We start from the raw sequence: 18,888 nt of genomic DNA, 5'->3' as shown, positions 1-18,888 counted from the left end.
TCTCGGGGTATTGGCTTTTCTTAGTGTGACTGTGATGTCGTGAGACCTAAAATAGACCCTTATAGAAATATATATATATATGTTTCTTTGCATTAGAACGATATACACTATATGAACGTACACAATAAATATAATGAAAGAAGAATAGAACTGGATAAAAGATATACTCAGTTTCAGTGTATAAAGGTAATTCTGAAAGGTCCACTTTATCTCACTTTTGATAAAAATTTTGATTACTTGTGTTTACCTCTAAACCAAATCTTCATTGGTTGTTTTAAATAAATATGAAATTCCAAAAGGAAACGTATGTTCTTTTTCGGGTGATGTGATATACTAATAATGTAAATATATTCCGTATTTCTGTATCTGAAATTTCAGACATGTGAGATGGTAGTTATTATGATAGGTAAATGATATAACGATGAATTTATAAAAGAACTAGGGAGGCAGAGAAGATGGCAGTCAGTACATATCAGCTGTTTCAACATCTTAATATAACAGGAGAACAAGGGGAATTAGCGTTACGTTACTTACAGACGAGAGATGAAGAAGTCTTAAAACATATAGAACAAACGACGATTCGTGACAATAAACGTAGTGATTTTGCTTGGCAGTTTATGAGTGATTTTAGGGAAACGTATAAGCAAGACGCAGGTTTTTTTCGTTTATTTTATTACTTGCTGGAAGATCAACTGTTGAACGTTCTTCTCGTACGCTTTTCACATATGAGCTTTCCAGATATAAAAGTTTATTTTGAAAAAAGCGGTCTTGCATTTGATAGTCTTGTAGAATTGGCGTGTAAGTATTTAACGAATCTTTCCCGTTCTGTAAATGAAGCGGATGTTTTTCTTAGGGAATTAATAAGGGAGAATCCAAAGTACATAGAAGAGAAGTTGCAAGTTATAACAGGTCGACCAAAGATGGTTTTGCTTCTGCATATGCTAGATGCAGATTATGAGAGATTTCTTACGTACAGTTCTTTATTGGAGGAAGAGCTGCAAGAGCATGCGGAGTTTATATTAAAACTGGATGGGGATCGAGAGAAGATAGAATTGGCGAAAAGATACGTTCGAGGTGAATCTGATAGTGAAGTTACTGTTGGTTCATCTTTACCTGATGTAACCTGGCACCTATTATTTCGTATTTATCAGCATTCAAATGTGGCAAGACGATATATTGACTTGTTAGCGAAACGTTCTGTTAAAAATTTTATGGATTATGCAACGGATCATGTGTGTCATGTTCTTGATCAGTTTGGAAATCATGTAAGAACAAGGAGTTTTGATAAACAAGCGTATGAAACCAGTCTAAACTTGTGCGAACAATTCGGTGTTTCAGAGGAAAGGTTTTTCGCATACCGTCTTACATGGCGTCATTTAGGCGTCTTTAACTCCGACAAAGTATATGAATATCAATTATTGCTTCGTATGGTGGAAGAGCAGCCAGAATTTGTTCAGCGTACGCTGCAATATTTAAGTCAAAGTTATTATCTTTTCGTGGTGATGCTTTTGGCGGAAAAAGGATACGAATTTAATCGAAACAGATTACGTGAAGAATTTTTAATGATTGCCCTTGAGTCCGAATCATCTGACATACGTGATACATATCGTGACTATTTAGTTGGGAGATTATCATTTGAAGATATGAAGCAAGTGCTTGAGAGTTCAAAGCAGCAAAATAATTACCGGGGAATGTCTGTTTTAGCAATTGCACTCCTTTGGGATATAGAGGAAGCGGTAAAGAGGGAAGCAGCGCTCAAACTTCAATTTGGAAATGACTATAATTATAAATTATATGAACTTCTGCAACAGTATTCTCATAAGGAAGGTTCGCTTGAACGAATGTTGGAAGATCTTCTATCCTACGGTTTATCGAAGGAGAAACTTGTTTATTATTCAGTTAAACAAGCTGCTCGGCACAGTAAGGAGGAAAGTAAGGCAAAAGAAGCACTCGTTCGTTTATTTGTAAAAGAACAGGCATATGTGACAGGAGTATTTACTGATTATTCTGTAGATGAACGGATTTTCATTTTGGATGAGCTAGCAAAGTATGATGCGGTTAAAACGCGTGCTCTTCTTATTCAAAGTCTTGGAGATTCCTCTAAAAAAGTACGTACTGCCGCAGTCGAGTTTCTTACAAAAGATGTTGAAGCTGCAGATGATGTAGCGAAGGAATTGAATAGTAGAAAGAAAGTCGTACGCGAAAATGTAATGCAAACACTTTTATACTATAAATCTGAAAAATATACACAGCTTGTGCAAGAAGCTTTGAAAGAAAAGAAAAATGCTTCCTTGATGGAGAAGTTTGCTCCGCTGATTGGCGATGAAGACATAGAAGGAGTATCAGGAAGTATCGAAGCTTTTTGTACACGTATCTTAACACCGCAAAAAAGAAATGCACTCGTACAATGGATCGGATTTGAACCACAAATTCGTCTTCGTGACTCTGATACGATTGCCGATACAACGCTTCCACTAGCTTATTTTCAGCAGTATGTATCAGAGTCTGTAATTTTGAAAAAGGAAGCGGCGGAAATGATAGCTGCGGCTTTGAATGAACAAGATTTGAAAGAAAATATACAAGCAATCTATCAGTTGTGGGTTTCTCAAGGGGCGGGGGCGAAAAAACGCGGTATTCTTTCGATGTACGGCATTTATAGTGATGATGAAATGGCGCTGCTACTCAAAAAGCAGATTGATGAGTGGGCTGTTGGCATGCGTGGAGCTATTGCTGCCGCAGCTGTTCAGGCGTTGGCGTTATCTTCATCATATCTTGCACTTATGACGATTAATACTATGGCATTTAAATATAAACACAAGCAGGTACGTAGTGCTGCGAAAGAAGCGTTGAGTCTCGCTGCTAAAACACGCGGTATAACAGAAGAAGAGCTAGAGGATCAGCTTGTTCCAGACCTTGGTTTTAATAAACACGGTGAAAAGACAATTGATTACGGAAGCAGGGCATTTACTGCCTATTTAACGTCCAACCTGAAAATCGAGTTGAAAACAGAAGAGGGAAAACGAATAAAGTCGCTTCCGAAGCCAAATGCAAAAGATCATGTGGAAAAAGCAGAAGAGGCTAAGGGGGAGTTATCGTCTATCAAGAAACAGCTTCGAAGCATCATTAGTATGCAAACGCAACGTCTCGAAACAGCACTTTCTCTTAATCGCTATTGGTCGCAACATACATGGAAATCTCTGTTTGTAGCAAATCCAATTATGCAGCAATTTGCTATCTCACTGATTTGGGGCGAGTATAAGGAAGGAACGTTGGTTGCGATGTTCCGTTATATGGAGGACGGAACATTTAATACGATTGACGAAGAAGAGCATGAGCTTACGCCAGACACTGTTATCGGTCTGATTCATCCGCTAGAATTGTCCGAAGAGGAAAGGGAATTATGGAAGGAACAGCTAGAAGATTATGAGGTTATCCAACCATTCCCGCAGATTGTTCGAGAAGTATTTTTGGCGGAGGAAGATGAGAAAGTAACTGTGGAAAGATTTGGAGGTATTCAAATCAATGGTCGTTCGCTGTTTGGTAAGCTAACGAAGTATGGCTGGAATCGCGGATCAGTTGAAGATGCTGGTGTGTATTATTCTTTCTATAAAGAAGACACTCGCGCAGGATTAGGGGCGGAGCTTGCGTTTGAGGGTGCACCTGTTGGATATGAAGAAGAGGACGATGTATGCCTATTTGAAATTCAATTTTATAAAGCAGGCACAGTGAGCCGCGGCTCATACTCCTATGATGAAGTTGATGATGCGAGACGCATTGTACCAAAGCAAGTACCTGAACGATTTTTTAGCGAAATTTTATATGATATAAAACGGACAACAGAATCGAATCTTGGCCATGATGAAAACTGGCGTAGTAAGCGATAAGAAAGGAAATGACATATGCAATCTATTAAACCATTAATGGAAGAATTGTATGAAATAGAACTGAATGCGTTAGAAGCGAATGATTCGTTTCCAAAACCACCGAATTGGCGATTGTCACCACGTGCTGTTCGTACGTTTATTATCGGACAAGAAGAAGCGCTTCTTTCGGAAGGAAAAGAAGTGGAAATTAGCCGTAAGTTTTATGGGAATGATGCACTTGTGGAACGAGCGATTGTTACATTAGCAGGGAATCGCGGACTTATGTTAATTGGAGAGCCTGGGACTGCAAAGACGATGCTGAGTGAGCTACTTTCTGCCGCAATATGCAGAAATAGCCGTAATACGGTACAAGGAACCGCTGCTACGATGGAAGATACAATTAAGTATTCGTGGAACTATGCACTTCTTCTTGCGAAAGGACCTGTAAGGGAAGCACTTGTGCCAGGGCCTCTCTTTGTTGGAATGGAGCAAGGGATATTAACTAGATTTGAAGAGTTAACGCGCTGCCCACAGGAAGTGCAAGATTCATTGATCAGCGTTCTGAGCGATAAGGTGCTCACTATTCCGGAGTTTGGAGAACAAGGAATTCTGACAGCAAAGCCTGGCTTCAATATTATTGCAACGGCTAACACACGAGATCGCGGTGTGAATGAGATGAGTAGTGCATTGAAACGTCGTTTTAATTTTGAAACGGTACATCCAATTCAAGATGTAAAGCTTGAAGCAAAAATAATAGAGTCACAAGTAACGCGGTTATTAGGGGCATCAGGCATCGCACCAAAAGTGGATAAAACGGTTGTTCAACTGTTAGCGACTGTTTTTCATGAACTACGGGAAGGGATAACTGCTGAAGGAAAACGAATTGATCAGCCATCTTCTGTTATGAGTACTGCAGAAGCTGTATCTGTATATTATCAAAGTGCAATGGATACGTACTATTATGGAAGTGGAGAAGTGAAAATGGATGCGCTTGTTCGATATTTGTCAGGGACGATTGCGAAAGAAAACAAGGATGATTTAGAAAAATTACGCAGTTATTTTACAAGCATCGTTAAGGCGCGAGGTCAAATAGGAGGAGAGGTATGGAAGTCGTTTTTCGAAGCTCGCAATCAGCTGAAGTAAATGCATTGTTTCAAAGAGCTTACAATTTAGATCGAAACGTCGTATACGTGCCGATTCGCCATCATAGTCCAGCGTGCTCTTTTCATATACAGAAGATTGTTAAATGCTATAAACCAAATGTAATTCTTATAGAAGGCCCGATAGACTGCAACCCACTTATTCCGCATATTGTGAGTGCAGATAGTAAAGCTCCAATTTGTATATATTGCAGTTATGATGATAAAACGAATGTGCTTGAAAGAGGAGAAAGTGGAAAGTACCGTGCGTACTATCCATTTCTCGACTATTCACCGGAACTTGTCGCACTGCGAGAAGGAGCTGCGCAGAACATTCCTGTTTCATTTATTGATCTTCCTTATAAAGAATATTTGTTTCTAGCGAAAAATGAGGAAGAGAATGAGGAAAATGACGAGCGATATTTCCAGCATAGTCAATATGTTCGTATGCTTTCGGAAAAAACGGGGTGCCGAAGTTTCCATGAGTTTTGGGAGAAATACTTTGAGTTGCAAGGTTTTCATATGACAAGCGAGGAATTTGTTCGTCAGTTATTCCATTACTGCTATTATACACGCGCGGACTATACGCAGGGGATGCTGACAGAAGACGGTTGTGAAGCCAGGGAGATACATATGGCAAAAGAAATTGAAAAAGCGCGTAAAGTGTATGACAAGGTGCTCGTTATTACTGGAGGCTTTCATGTGAAAGGGCTCCTTGAATTGGAAGGAAAAAAGAAAAAGCTGTCGAAAAGCCCGTTATCTAAATCGAATGCTAAAAACTATCTTATGCCGTATTCTTTTTTAGAAAGCGATCAGATGCGTGGCTATGAGAGCGGAATGCCTGCACCTGCTTTTTACCAACATATTTGGGAAAACAGGGATGAATCGATAGCTGAGCAATTTATGATACGAATTGCTAGACAGCTAAAGGTAGAAGGAATATCAATGGCAGATGAGATTGAGGCTGCACGAATGATACGTGAACTTGCACTGCTTCGTGGAAAGATGCAATCCGGATTGTATGAATTGATGGACGCAGTGCGCAGTACATTTGTGAAAGGTGAGATATTCTCAGCAAATAAGCCTTTCACATTACTTCAGAAGAGTTTGCAAGGGGTAAAGCGCGGGGAATTGTCAAAAGAAGCCGATTTGCCGCCGCTCGTGCATGATTTTCGTGCTTCTGTTCGGTCGTTTCGTCTACCAGTACGTTCAACTGTACCGCAGGAGACGATTCTGGACATATACAAGAAAGAAAAGCACTTGCGCTTAAGTCAATTTTTTCATTGCCTTGCTTTTTTAGGAGTTCCATTTTGCGAGAGACTACGCGGTCCAAACATAGCTAGAAAACAGCATATTAATCTTATGCGTGAAACTTGGAAATATCGTTTTTCAGCACAAGTAGAAAGTTCTCTAATTGATTTATCTGTGTATGGCGGAACGGTGAGAGAAGCGGCGCAGGAAATGTTAAGAGCAAAGCTGAACAAGGAAAAGGGACGGGCTGGAGAGGTGGCCCTTTTATTGCTAGAAGCCTATTTAAGTGGTTTGTTTTCCGACTTTTCCATGTACACCCAATTTATAGATGAAGTTGTGCAAAAGGATGGAGATTTTGCTTCTATGGCAGATTGTGCTTATTATTTATCACAAATAGAAAAAGCAAATCAGCAAGCGGAGTACGCTAGGAATAAAGCACTTTCGTTATTTTCAGTTTTAGATGGGGGCGAACCAGCAATTATTGCAGAAAAACTTATCGATTTGTATACAATGAAGCATACAGATCAGCAATTTATTGACGCATTAGAGCTTTATTTACAAAAGGAAAAGAGAGAAAGTCAAGTAGAGGGAGCGGTATTTGGGCTGTTAACTTCTTTAGGGAAGCGGGAAATCGATGAAGTAATGCAAGTGACAGAAGGATATTTTTATGGAAGTGGTGATATGCAAAAGCAAGCTCCGATATTTTTGAATGGTTTGTTTGCTGGCGCCAAAGATATCTTTTTATATAACGAATCGTTGCTTAGCGGAATGTCTCATGTTCTAGAAGAACTTGATGAAGAGATATTTCTACAAGTGTTGCCACATTTGCGCCTTTTATTCAGTCAATTCACGCCGGTTGAAGTGGATACGATTGCTAAGCATATTTCCAAGTTATATGGTGCTACAGAAGAAGCGATAAAAGAAGACCCAATTTCCGAAGAGATGCTGTTGTATGTAATGCAGTTAGACCGGAAAGCAAAGGGGATTTTAATGAGACGGGGGCTAGAAGATGGAGAATAACATTTCTTTAAATCGCTGGCGTCTTGTTCTCGGGAAACATGCAGATGACCAAATCACATTTCAGGAAGAAGAGCCTGCATACAGAGAAATGGACGAGATGCTGGACTTTTTGTACGAGAGAGAACGCGGAGAAGAGCGCGGTGGATCCTTAGACCCATCTCAGCTAACCGTGCCGACTTGGATTTCGAAAGTGCGAGAGTTATTTCCGAAGGAAACCATTGAAATTATGGAAAATCATGCGTTAGAAAAATATGAATTAACCGCTCTATTGCACGATAAGCAAACACTTGAAAAAATGGAGCCGAATATAAATTTATTAAAATGCATTTTACAATTTAAAGATTATGTAAAACCGGATGTATTAGACACAGCTAAACGTATTGTAGCGAAAGTCACTGAAGAGTTGCGTCGTAATTTAGAGCAAGAAGTGAAGCACGCATTAAGCGGTAGACCGGATCGAAATCATTCTAGCCGCGTACGCACGATGCGCAATTTTGATTTTAAGAAAACGATTCGAAAAAACTTAAAGCATTTTGACAAAGAAACAAATACCATTCATATTGAAAAAACATACTTTTACGCTGCCACGAAGCATGTTAGCACATGGCGGGTAATCCTCGCAGTAGACGAGAGTGGAAGTATGATTGATTCTGTTATCCATAGCGCAGTTATGGCAGGTATTTTTGCAAGCTTACCGACGATTAAGACAGATCTGTTCATCTTTGATACAGCTGTTGTTGATTTAACGGATCGTATTGACGATCCGGTGGAAACGCTTATGAGTGTACAGCTTGGTGGAGGAACCTATATTGCTCAGGCGCTGCGTTACGCAACGAATAAAATTGAGGTACCTCATAAAACAATTGTCGTACTTGTAACGGATTTATATGAAGGCGGTAGTTACAATGAAATGTACCGAGAAGCGATGAAGATTGTAGAATCAGGGGCGAAGCTGATTGTGCTTACTTCTCTTGATCCGACTGCACAGCCTTTTTATGATAAACAGGCAGCAAAAAAAATGGCGGTGCTTGGTGCTCATGTAGCAGCATTAACACCAGGGAGGTTGGCGCAATGGATCGCAACAATCATTTCTTAAATGTTCTTTCCTCTATCGATGAAACATATTTAATTGCCATGTCCAACAAAGGAACATATAAAAGAGCAATAAAGGATTTGGCAGTTGTAAAAAATATCAAAATAGATTTAGAAGAGGATATAGCGCAAATACATCTTGATGATGAAACTACTGTAACGTTTACGGGAGATATACGCAGTTACTCCTGCACTTGTGAAGCGCGCTCGATTTGTAAGCATGTCATGATGGCTTTATTAGAAGCGAAGAAGATGTACGAAGGTGAAGAAAACATAAAAGTTGATCTCTCTGCCCTTTTGAATGTGGATGTTCGCAATAGTGTCTCCGAAAAAATGTGGGATGAAATGATGTTTCGCGAAACATTTCATCAAAAAATTGTTTTGGAAGAGGAGGGTGCTTTAATTGCCTCTTTTCCAGAAGAGTCTATAACGGTTCGTTTTCTGACAGCTGAGTCGGTAGCTGATGCGATTTGTACATGTAAAACAGAGGGAATATGCCGGCATAAGGCGGAAGCGATATATTGGTATCAAAAAGAAAGAGGAATTTCGCATGAAACGAAACAAGTGCAGTGTCTTATTATTGAGTCGGATAAGCTATCTATTTTCAAAGAGATGATTGAGCAAATTGTTCACTTGGGCTTAACACGTCTTACAGAAAAAACAATCTATGAAATAGAACAACTTTCTGTAAAAGCGCGCTCTTTGAAACTAGCAAAGTTAGAAAATTTATTTCGCAAGCTCGGGACTGATATTAGACTATACCGAATGAAACATGCCTCTTTTCAAATGGCATCCTATCGGCAAACGCTGTCCGCGATTTATGAATACATTGTGTTGTTAGAAAAGCATCGTCTGCAAGAGAGTCCGTATCGTTCGGAATATTATGAAGTACCACCCCTTACTTTGCATGCCTTTGGCGCAGCCGGCTGGCAAACGAAATCTGGTTATGTTGGTGTGACCTATTATTTCTATAATCGAGAACAGGAAAAGTGGATCACATACACAAAGTCACGCCCCATGTTTTATGAAGGGAGCAACATAACTTCTGAAGATCTCCATGAAAAGCAAGTTCCATGGGGGATTGCAGGGAAGGGAAACGAGCTGTCTCGTTCATGTCTATGGTTGAAACATGCAAAGCTTAACGTCGATTTTCAATTGTCATCTAGCTCACAAACAGTAGGAGAAGCAGGAGGGAAAACAAATGTAACAGAGTGGCAATCGCTCTTTATAACCTCATGGGAAGAACTACTAAAAAAAGTAAAAGCAAACAGGTTAGAGACATCTAAACAAGGAGTCTTTTGTATTGAATTTACTGAAATGGAAGAATGGAAGTTTCAAAAGAAAGAGCAAAAATGGATTATACCTCTTATTGATAAAAAGGGGGAAATATTACAACTGCAAATGATGAAACAACCAGAAAATGAGTGGACGATTCGACTTGTAAAAATATATTTGGACTCATTACATGTAAAGAGAATGCTAGTTCATCCTTATCAGGAAGGAACAAAGCTCGTAGTTACACCTATTATTTTATATACAGAAGTAGGAGAAATTATAAATATTACACTTAATGAAGGGGAAACATTTTATGATAGAGTTAGTGCACATAATCAATGAATTGGAACAAGCTCTAGATGAGATGCTTGTCTCAGGAGCAGGGACGGTACCTCCTTCTTTTTTTCAAGATATAAAACGAAAATGCGAAAAGTACGGTCTTTCTTATGCAGCTGCGCAACTACTTGTCATAGAGGAAGAACGAAACAAGGCTCGCTTTCTTCATAAAGAAGAAACTGGGGAATTAACGGAAGCGTTTTGCAAGTTGCAGGAATATATTCGAGTTGTAAAGGCTGAAATGCTACATTTATAAAGATGTGATTGAATGGGAAGCCGTATTAACGGGCAATAAAATTCCCGCCTCAAGATTTAGAGAAGTGCTAGGAAGGTAAGTAGGAGAGGACCTGTCCGTAAAAGCCCGAATGTTTCAACTAATAATGAGTGGGGAATGAAGAATCCCCACTCATTACAGTTTCGCTTTATTCATCATATTAGCAGTGGAGAACAAGTAATAGGAATACCCAAGCATAGACACCCTGACTTTGAAGAAACTTTCTAAACACCTAATTCGTATTTATCCCGCTTTAATGGGCAGTAAGACCTCCACCTCAAAATTCAGCGAAAGCAAAGAATTTAGGTGGAGAATCAACTGCCCATAAAAGTCCGATTGGTTCAACTAATAATCAGTGGGGAATGAACAAAACCCCCACTGATTAAAGTTTCACTTTATCGAAAGTCCTTTCGGATAAGAAATCTGTTGGTTTGTTATAAAAACGATTATTAAGCCGTTGTAAACCAATATACGGAAAAATAACTTTCTTCCGTTTCCATAACAAAAAATTCATCATTCCATTCTGGTTCATAAGCATAAGCAATTCGGATTCCTCCCATAGGGAACTCGATAGGTTTAATAAGTGGGGCATATCTGTTTCTCAATTCTGTGAATTCTTCTTGGGATATTGTTTTCAGTTCTTCTTGTTCAGCTCTAAATTTTTTTTCAAATTCCCAAATAGGCATATCTTCAACGTGTTTTCCTTTATACCAAAACCAATGCGTATTTCTTCGTTCAATGAATTGGCATGTTGCTGCAAAATCTTCCAAGGTTTTAATCGTGTAGTAACTGTTTTTTTCTTTGCTATGTTCAAAAACATATATTGTCTCTTCACCACAGCTTGATAATTCATCATTTTCTATTACAAAATATTTCATATGTAACATCTCCTAGCTTCTTGTCTTGTAAATAATTAATCTTTTTCTATACCATATTGAACAAGAATAAAAACTAAAATGGCTAATTCAGAGTGTTTTTGATTATTTCGAACTTAATTTAAGCTATTATAGAATCATTTCAGTTTGGTAATGGATTTTATGTAGCGAGTATATTCATTGTGTTTTTAAATAAATTACATGATTAATGGATTAAAAATAAACATACAAAAATTAGTCAAGTAGTGTTAGAAAAGCATTAGAAGTACTGAATTTGATACTTACTTAAAAATAACACTTTTGGAACAGTTTCACCATTCATTTGGATGTTAATGGAATTATATATAATGTGAATTTTGTTAAAATATGCTATTATTCCTTATGTAAAAGTAGTTCATGTAAAAGAAAAAATGGAAGGTAGGATCAAAATGATTAGTTGCTTAAAAAAAGCGGCCGTATCTTCATTGAAAGACAAATGGGGATTGGCGGTATTGTCATCGTTTCTTTATCATATTATTTCTAGAGTTTGTATGCTAATTATAGGATTTCCCCTTTTGTTTCTTGGTATCATATTAAGTGAAATAATGAATGCTAGTTATTCCATTACAGGAGACGAGAAGTTAAATGCAGCAGGTGCTTTTTCTTATTTACTTGTTTTTGTTGTTCTATTTATCTGTTTAGTAAGTGTACAAGGCATTATGAATTATGGGTATCTTAAAGTTACATTGCATTTAGCAAAACAAGAATCTACTACAATTGGTGAGTTATTTGAAGGATTTCAAAAAAGTAATGTGTTTAGATCTATAAAGGTGACTACTTTAATGACTGTATATACACTTTTATGGAGTGTATTATTAATTGTGCCGGGTATTATAAAGTTTATCTCTTATTCTATGGCTTACTATATTTTGTTAGATCATCCAGAATATACGGCGAGTGAAGCAATTAAAAAGAGTCAAGTACTGATGAAAGGACATAAATTAGATTTATTCCTACTATCGTTAAGTTTTATCGGATGGTTTATTTTAGGTGTTATCATCGGATTTTTCACATTTGGTATCCCGTTTCTTTGGATCTATCCATACTACATTACAACAGTATCGCATTTCTATTTGAAAATAGTGAATAAAGATACTGTTATGCAGGAAAAAAAGTTAACTATTTGACTTTAATTTTGATTCGGAATATTGTATGTATCTTGATTTTATGACAAACACAAAGACTCTATTTTGAAAAAGGAGTGATTAAAATGGAGTTCTTTCTTGAAAAGTGGTGTAAAGATTTTATAAAAAAGTTTGATTGTTTTGTTATTTGTTATTTTACTGACGCCCCCGTAACTTTAAGTGAGCTTCTTCATAATTATAATAGTTGTAATAAAAAACATTTTTTCGTTTTGGGTATTATAAAATCGTTAAATAGATGGGCATATGGCGGCGCTCCTAACTGAATAGTATAATCATTTATATTAACAACTAAGACAATCAAACGTATCTTAGTTGAAGAATAAGACATAATAAAAGGCTGTTTAATATATTAAATAGTTTATGTTCTTTTGTTTTTTAAATTTAATAGTAAAGAAGAATATAAGAATTAGAGGAGGGGGAAGATTGAGATTTTTTACGATATTTGCATCAAGAAATGATACAAGTGATGTAGAAGGCTTCATTACTCAAGTTTTTCAAAATGGGTTCAAGGTTGAACGCAATAAAAATGAATATACGATTCAATCGAAAAGGCTATTTGGCAAAAATAAAATTATTATCCGGGTGGATTCTGAAGAATCATCTCCTAATTATTTTGCCAATAATATTCCTGGAATGATGCACATGTACGATCAAATCGAATTTCAAGAAGAACATCTTAAGAGGATGGTTTTGGCACAGATTTCTGTAATTAATACCATAATCGCTATAGAGACGAAGAAGGATTATAGTGATGAATACGTGGAGCTGTTTCTTAAATTACTTAATGAGGTGAACGGTATTGGTTTTATCCCTGATCGAACTCTCGTCGGGAAGGATGGAAAAGTAATCGTATTTCCGGATGGGTCCTCTGGGCCCTCAGAATTTACTCCTCAAGCATGTACGAACAAAATAAGGGGACAGAATAGTACTTCTACGGATGGGGAGAAAAGAAAACAGAAATCGATAAGCTATCTGCAAGATAAAGGGATTCCGTATATCGAAGGATTGCCTCAATTGCCTCCTTTGACAAGTATTCAGTTAAGAAGTCGAGAAGAGATCACGAAGAGAGCAGTAGCTTTGCTGATTGTTATACAATATGCTTGTGATGTTGCTCAAGAAAGTGATTTGAAAACTTCCAAAGAGTTCGTCATGGAGCTGCTGAACCAATTTGATGTGGTTGAATCATTAACGATGCAGGAAAGGAATTTTCTAAATTCAGAGCAACCTGACGAGAAAGAAGCGATACAGATTGCATGGCAGTATGAAGCCCAATGGGTTTTGCTTTGGTCAATAGGTCTCGTGAATAAACTGAAATTTCCAAAAGAAATCTGTGACTGTCATTATGCAATTAAACTTGTTTCTGATTGTAGTTCTTTTAATGAATTTTATCAAAAAACAAAATTGCGAAATGCAGAAGAGATTTTGGACGAGGCTGACCTCGTGTATCGGCTTCATTGGGCTTGTGTGCATGATAGAATTAATGTAAGAGAAGCAACTACAGGTATGCAGGAAAGTATTGTTATTGAAAGAAGAAGGGGCTTGTTTTGGCTAATCAATTATAAAAATGAAGAGTGGGATTGCATTTCCATGGATACATAATGTATATTCTTTGTTCAGTAGAAGTTTTGTATTTTATATAATAAAATTATTGCTTCATTAGTTCAATCTCTTACAGAAAAACGAACGGGAATTCCATAAGTATGAGAAAAACAGTCTTTGATATCCTAGGCCTCATATACAACTTTTCTATGTTAAATAACTTGATTCTACCGTACGTTTTTGAACGGATTTGTTATCGTTATTGCAGAAAATGCGTGAATGAAATGATAATCGATTTACATGTTTCAAGCGTATCTATATTGAGTTTGTAAATCTACACAATAAGTTTTCATTGTATATAATAAGTGTAGTAGAAGTTCAGTTAGATAAAATTGGGTAGTCGAATTTTTTTGCATAAAGCTGTATAATGCTTGTAACGAAAAGGAAATACAGGAAAGGATATGTAGCGAGTTACTATGGATAAAGATAAACAACAATTAAGCGTTGAAGTTGCAAGATTATATTATCAATCAGATTATAGTCAGCAAGAAATTGCTAATAAATTAAATATTTCAAGACCGACTATCTCTAGATTATTAAAGTACGCAAAAGAAAAAGGATTTGTTCAAATTAGCATAGCCGATCCATTTGCTGATTTAGATAACGTTGGCAATTTACTGAAAGAAAAGTACAACTTGTTAGAGGCGCATGTCGTATTTTCACCAGTGCCAGAATATGCAACGATTACAGAGTATATTAGTAAATATGCAGCAGAGTATATGGAAAAAACGGTTAAAAACGGGGATATCGTTGGTGTAAGCTGGGGAATGACGATGTATGAAATCGCTAGAAAAATCGTACCGCAACATGTAAAAGGTGTAGAAGTTGTTCAGTTAAAAGGTGGTATTAGTCATTCGAGTGTAAATACATATGCGAATGAAACAATCGCTTTATTTGCAGATGCTTTTCAAACGACGCCAAGAAATCTACCCCTTCCAGTTATATTTGATAACGCAGTGACAAAGGAATTAGTAGAGCAGGATCGACATATTCATCACATTATTGAAATGGGGAAACAAGCGAATATTGCAATTTTCACTGTAGGGACAGTGCGAGATGAAGCGCTATTATTCCGATTAGGTTATTTCGATAAGGATGAAACGAGTTTACTCAAAAAACAATCGGTCGGTGACATTTGTTCACGTTTCTTTGATGGGGACGGAAATATTAGTAGTGAAGAAATTAATAAGCGGACCATTGGAATTGAGTTAGAAGAACTGAAATTAAAGAAACGTTCTATTTTAGTTGCAGGTGGTAATAGAAAAATAAAAGCAATTGATGGTGCGTTACGTGGCGGGTATGCAAATGTATTAATTATCGATCAGCATACAGCAAAGGAATTGTTACATTATCAAAAAGATTAGAAATAAAAGGCTTTCTCAAGATATTAATTTTGAGAAAGCCTTTTATTTTATTAAGTATGAATTATGGGGTGCTTTTTGAATACAAATTGCCTTTTTTAAAATAATTATGGATATTGAGATACATACTACCATTGTTAATATAAAAGTTTTGATTTTAAAATAGGAAGTGTTTCTTAGTTAGAATGAGCTTTATTTACTACAAGAGATTCCCTTCTAAAAAAGAATGAACAAAATTTCAAAAGTGTATTTACATTTGTTCAACTAAGGGTTAGAATGAAGTTGTTAAAAGATATGAGGAGTGAAGATAATGAACATTGCAAAGTTAATTGACCATACAATTTTAAAAGCTAATACTACTAAAGAAGATGTTATGAAAGTAATCGAAGAAGCAAAGGAATATAAATTCGCTTCTGTTTGTATTAATCCTACATGGGTGAAGCTAGCTGCTGAAGAATTAGCTGGACATGATGTAGATGTTTGTACTGTAATCGGTTTCCCATTAGGAGCAAGCACGACTGAAACAAAAGCATTTGAAACAAAAGATGCGATCGCAAAAGGAGCAACTGAAGTTGATATGGTAATCAACGTAGGTGCTTTAAAAGATGGCGACAACGAACTTGTTGAAAAAGACATTTATGAAGTAGTACAAGCAGCAAAAGGAAAAGCTCTTGTAAAAGTAATCATTGAAACTTGCCTATTAACAGATGAAGAGAAAGTACGTGCTTGTGAATTATCAGTAAAAGCTGGTGCTGACTTCGTAAAAACTTCAACTGGATTCTCAACTGGCGGAGCAACTGCTGAAGACATCGCATTAATGCGTAAAACAGTAGGACCAAACGTTGGTGTAAAAGCATCTGGTGGCGTTCGTACACGTGAAGATGCAGACAAAATGGTAGCTGCTGGAGCTTCTCGCGTTGGAGCAAGTGCTAGTGTTGCAATCGTATTAAATGATGCAAAAGGTGCTACAGATAACTACTAATCATTAATGGAGTGAAGAGCAATAGATACACAAAGTAAAGTGTATCTATTGCTTTAACAATTGAAAAAGATGTAAGCGGATACGAATGGGAGGGGAAGGCTTATGAAATACTTAATTGGTACTTTTGGCCTCGTATTGATTTTAGGTATCGCTTGGCTTGCTAGTAATAATAGAAAGAAAGTCAAATATCGCCCAATCATAACGATGGTTATTTTACAATTCATTTTGGGGTTTTTATTATTAAATACAAGTGTAGGGAATATATTAATTAGCGGAATAGCAGATGGTTTTGGAGAGTTATTAAAATATGCTGCTGACGGTGTGAATTTTGTATTTGGTGGATTAGTAAATCAAAAAGAGTTTTCGTTCTTTTTAAGTGTATTAATGCCAATCGTATTTATCTCAGCACTAATAGGTATATTGCAACACATTAAAGTATTACCTATTATTGTGAAATCTATCGGTCTAGCATTAAGTAAAGTAAATGGAATGGGGAAACTAGAATCATATAATGCTGTTGCTTCTGCGATTTTAGGACAATCTGAAGTGTTTATTTCAGTTAAGAAACAACTAGGATTATTGCCAGAGAAACGAATGTATACATTATGTGCATCTGCAATGTCTACCGTTTCAATGTCTATCGTTGGATCATATATGGTGTTATTAAAACCGCAATATGTTGTAACCGCTTTAGTTCTTAACTTATTCGGTGGTTTTATTATCGCTTCTATCATTAACCCGTATGAAGTTACTGAAGAAGAAGATATGTTAGAAGTGCAAGAAGAAGAGAAAAAGACTTTCTTTGAAGTATTAGGTGAATACATTATAGACGGATTTAAAGTTGCGATCACAGTAGCAGCTATGTTAGTCGGTTTCGTTGCTCTTATCGCATTCATTAATGCAGTATTTAAAGGTGTAATTGGTATCTCATTCCAAGAAATACTTGGTTATGTATTTGCACCATTTGCATTTATTATGGGTGTACCTTGGCATGAAGCAGTTAATGCCGGAAATATTATGGCAACAAAATTAGTATCAAATGAATTTGTCGCTATGACAGATTTAGCACAAGGAAACTTTAATTTCTCAGATAGAACGACAGCGATTATATCTGTATTCTTAGTTTCATTTGCAAACTTCTCTTCAATTGGAATTATTGCAGGGGCAGTTAAGAGCTTAAATGAAAAACAAGGGAATGTAGTCGCAAGATTTGGTTTGAAATTACTGTTCGGTGCAACATTAGTAAGTTTCTTATCAGCAACAATCGTTGGCTTATTATTTTAATAGATTTATATCATATAAAAAGGAATGGTGATTGTAATGAGAATGGTAGATATTATTGCAAAAAAACGTGATGGCAAAGAATTAACGACTGAAGAAATTAAATTCTTTATTAATGGATATACAGACGGAAGTATTCCTGATTATCAAGTGAGTGCACTTGCAATGGCAATATTCTTTAAAGATATGACAGATCGCGAACGTGCAGATTTAACGATGGCAATGGTAGAGTCTGGAGAAACGATCGATTTATCAGCAATTGAAGGAATTAAAGTAGACAAACATTCAACTGGTGGTGTTGGTGATACAACAACATTAGTATTAGGACCATTAGTAGCTGCTTTAGATGTACCAGTAGCAAAAATGTCTGGTCGTGGTTTAGGACATACAGGCGGAACAATTGATAAATTAGAAGCGGTAGAAGGATTCCACGTTGAAATTACGAAAGAGCAGTTCATTGATATTGTAAACCGTGACAAAGTAGCAGTTATTGGACAAACAGGAAACTTAACACCTGCCGATAAAAAGATTTATGCATTACGCGATGTAACAGGAACAGTAAACTCAATTCCTTTAATCGCAAGTTCAATTATGAGTAAAAAAATTGCAGCTGGTGCAGATGCAATCGTACTTGATGTAAAAACAGGTGCTGGCGCATTTATGAAAACAGAAGAAGATGCAAAAGAATTAGCACATGCAATGGTACGTATCGGAAATAATGTAGGACGTCAAACTATGGCTGTTATTTCAGATATGTCACAACCGCTTGGATTTGCGATTGGTAACGCTCTAGAAGTGAAAGAAGCGATCGATACGTTAAAAGGTGAAGGTCCAGAAGATTTAACAGAATTAGTACTTGTATTAGGAAGTCAAATGGTCGTACTTGCGAAAAAAGCAAATACGTTAGAAGAAGCTCGTGAAATGCTAATTGAAGTGATGAAAAACGGAAAAGCAACTGAGAAGTTTAAAGAGTTCTTAAGCAATCAAGGCGGAGATAGCTCAATTGTAGACAATCCAGAAAAAATGCCACAGGCGAAGTATGTAATTGATGTACCTGCTAAAACTTCAGGTGTTATTTCTAACATTGTTGCAGATGAAATCGGTATCGCAGCTATGTTACTTGGTGCTGGCCGTGCGACAAAAGAAGATGAAATTGATTTAGCGGTAGGATTAATGTTACGTAAAAAAGTTGGCGATGCAGTAAAAGAAGGCGAGCCATTCGTAACAATCTATGCAAACCGTGAAAATGTAGAAGATGTAAAAGCAAAAATCTATGAGAACATTTCTATCGCTGAAACAGCAGTAGCACCTAAATTAGTTCATACAGTGATTACTGACTAATCATAATTATACTTA

The 18,888-nt window shown here is 36.8% G+C and carries 13 protein-coding genes; 12 read left to right on the top strand and 1 reads right to left on the bottom strand.

Going from position 1 to position 18,888, the window contains the following annotated elements; all coding sequences use genetic code 11:
- Positions 1 to 455: 455 nt before the first annotated feature.
- From AC3WVA_RS14395 to AC3WVA_RS14370, 6 genes are read left to right on the top strand one after another with little or no spacing between them, the layout of a single operon-like run.
- The gene (locus tag AC3WVA_RS14395) at positions 456 to 3,884 is read left to right on the top strand and encodes a DUF4132 domain-containing protein (RefSeq protein ID WP_492322013.1); all 3,429 of its coding nucleotides are present in this window, start codon (positions 456 to 458) and stop codon (positions 3,882 to 3,884) included.
- A gap of 15 nt (positions 3,885 to 3,899) precedes the next feature.
- Entirely contained in the window at positions 3,900 to 5,006 is a 1,107-nt protein-coding gene (locus tag AC3WVA_RS14390) for an ATP-binding protein (protein WP_098345592.1), read from the top strand.
- Positions 4,967 to 7,273, top strand: coding sequence for a DUF5682 family protein (locus AC3WVA_RS14385; RefSeq protein WP_098345593.1), 2,307 nt, complete (start codon positions 4,967 to 4,969; stop codon positions 7,271 to 7,273). Before AC3WVA_RS14390 ends, AC3WVA_RS14385 begins: the two co-directional genes overlap by 40 nt.
- On the top strand, positions 7,263 to 8,369 hold the full coding sequence (locus tag AC3WVA_RS14380; protein ID WP_492322012.1) for a VWA domain-containing protein: 1,107 nt from the start codon (positions 7,263 to 7,265) through the stop codon (positions 8,367 to 8,369). The genes AC3WVA_RS14385 and AC3WVA_RS14380 overlap by 11 nt, the downstream gene beginning before the upstream one ends.
- A complete protein-coding gene (locus tag AC3WVA_RS14375) occupies positions 8,345 to 9,982 on the top strand; it encodes an SWIM zinc finger family protein (RefSeq protein WP_098345595.1) in 1,638 nt (545 codons plus the stop codon). Before AC3WVA_RS14380 ends, AC3WVA_RS14375 begins: the two co-directional genes overlap by 25 nt.
- On the top strand, positions 9,954 to 10,232 hold the full coding sequence (locus AC3WVA_RS14370) for a hypothetical protein (protein WP_098345596.1): 279 nt from the start codon (positions 9,954 to 9,956) through the stop codon (positions 10,230 to 10,232). The genes AC3WVA_RS14375 and AC3WVA_RS14370 overlap by 29 nt, the downstream gene beginning before the upstream one ends.
- A 467-nt stretch (positions 10,233 to 10,699) precedes the next feature.
- On the opposite strand, the gene AC3WVA_RS14365 is transcribed toward AC3WVA_RS14370, so the two are convergent.
- Positions 10,700 to 11,128, bottom strand: coding sequence for a hypothetical protein (locus AC3WVA_RS14365; protein WP_492322011.1), 429 nt, complete (start codon positions 11,126 to 11,128; stop codon positions 10,700 to 10,702).
- Positions 11,129 to 11,553: 425 nt separating this feature from the next.
- Here AC3WVA_RS14365 and AC3WVA_RS14360 point away from each other — a divergent pair, with 425 nt between their 5' ends.
- From AC3WVA_RS14360 to AC3WVA_RS14335, 6 genes are all read left to right on the top strand, one after another.
- On the top strand, positions 11,554 to 12,291 hold the full coding sequence (locus AC3WVA_RS14360) for a DUF975 family protein (protein ID WP_048527498.1): 738 nt from the start codon (positions 11,554 to 11,556) through the stop codon (positions 12,289 to 12,291).
- 441 nt (positions 12,292 to 12,732) lie between these two features.
- Positions 12,733 to 13,908: a DUF4272 domain-containing protein gene (locus tag AC3WVA_RS14355; protein ID WP_492322010.1), complete on the top strand. Its 1,176-nt coding sequence runs from the start codon at positions 12,733 to 12,735 to the stop codon at positions 13,906 to 13,908.
- Between the two features lie 416 nt (positions 13,909 to 14,324).
- Positions 14,325 to 15,272 (top strand): DNA-binding transcriptional repressor DeoR, encoded by a 948-nt coding sequence (deoR, locus tag AC3WVA_RS14350; protein WP_016717188.1) that lies wholly within the window; start codon positions 14,325 to 14,327, stop codon positions 15,270 to 15,272.
- A gap of 307 nt (positions 15,273 to 15,579) precedes the next feature.
- Positions 15,580 to 16,251 carry a deoxyribose-phosphate aldolase gene (gene deoC / locus AC3WVA_RS14345; RefSeq protein WP_001017445.1) on the top strand — a complete coding sequence of 224 codons (672 nt, stop codon included), beginning with the start codon at positions 15,580 to 15,582 and terminating at the stop codon, positions 16,249 to 16,251.
- A 102-nt stretch (positions 16,252 to 16,353) separates the two neighbouring features.
- The gene (locus tag AC3WVA_RS14340) at positions 16,354 to 17,535 is read left to right on the top strand and encodes a NupC/NupG family nucleoside CNT transporter (RefSeq protein WP_341013672.1); all 1,182 of its coding nucleotides are present in this window, start codon (positions 16,354 to 16,356) and stop codon (positions 17,533 to 17,535) included.
- Positions 17,536 to 17,571: 36 nt separating this feature from the next.
- Positions 17,572 to 18,873: a pyrimidine-nucleoside phosphorylase gene (locus AC3WVA_RS14335; RefSeq protein WP_001983022.1), complete on the top strand. Its 1,302-nt coding sequence runs from the start codon at positions 17,572 to 17,574 to the stop codon at positions 18,871 to 18,873.
- Positions 18,874 to 18,888: the final 15 nt, after the last annotated feature.

The sequence above is a fragment of the Bacillus sp. EB106-04-02-XG92 genome (assembly GCF_058791995.1).
The sequence above is the reverse complement of the archived record's forward strand: the minus strand, read 5'-3'. Positions and strand labels throughout refer to the sequence as shown.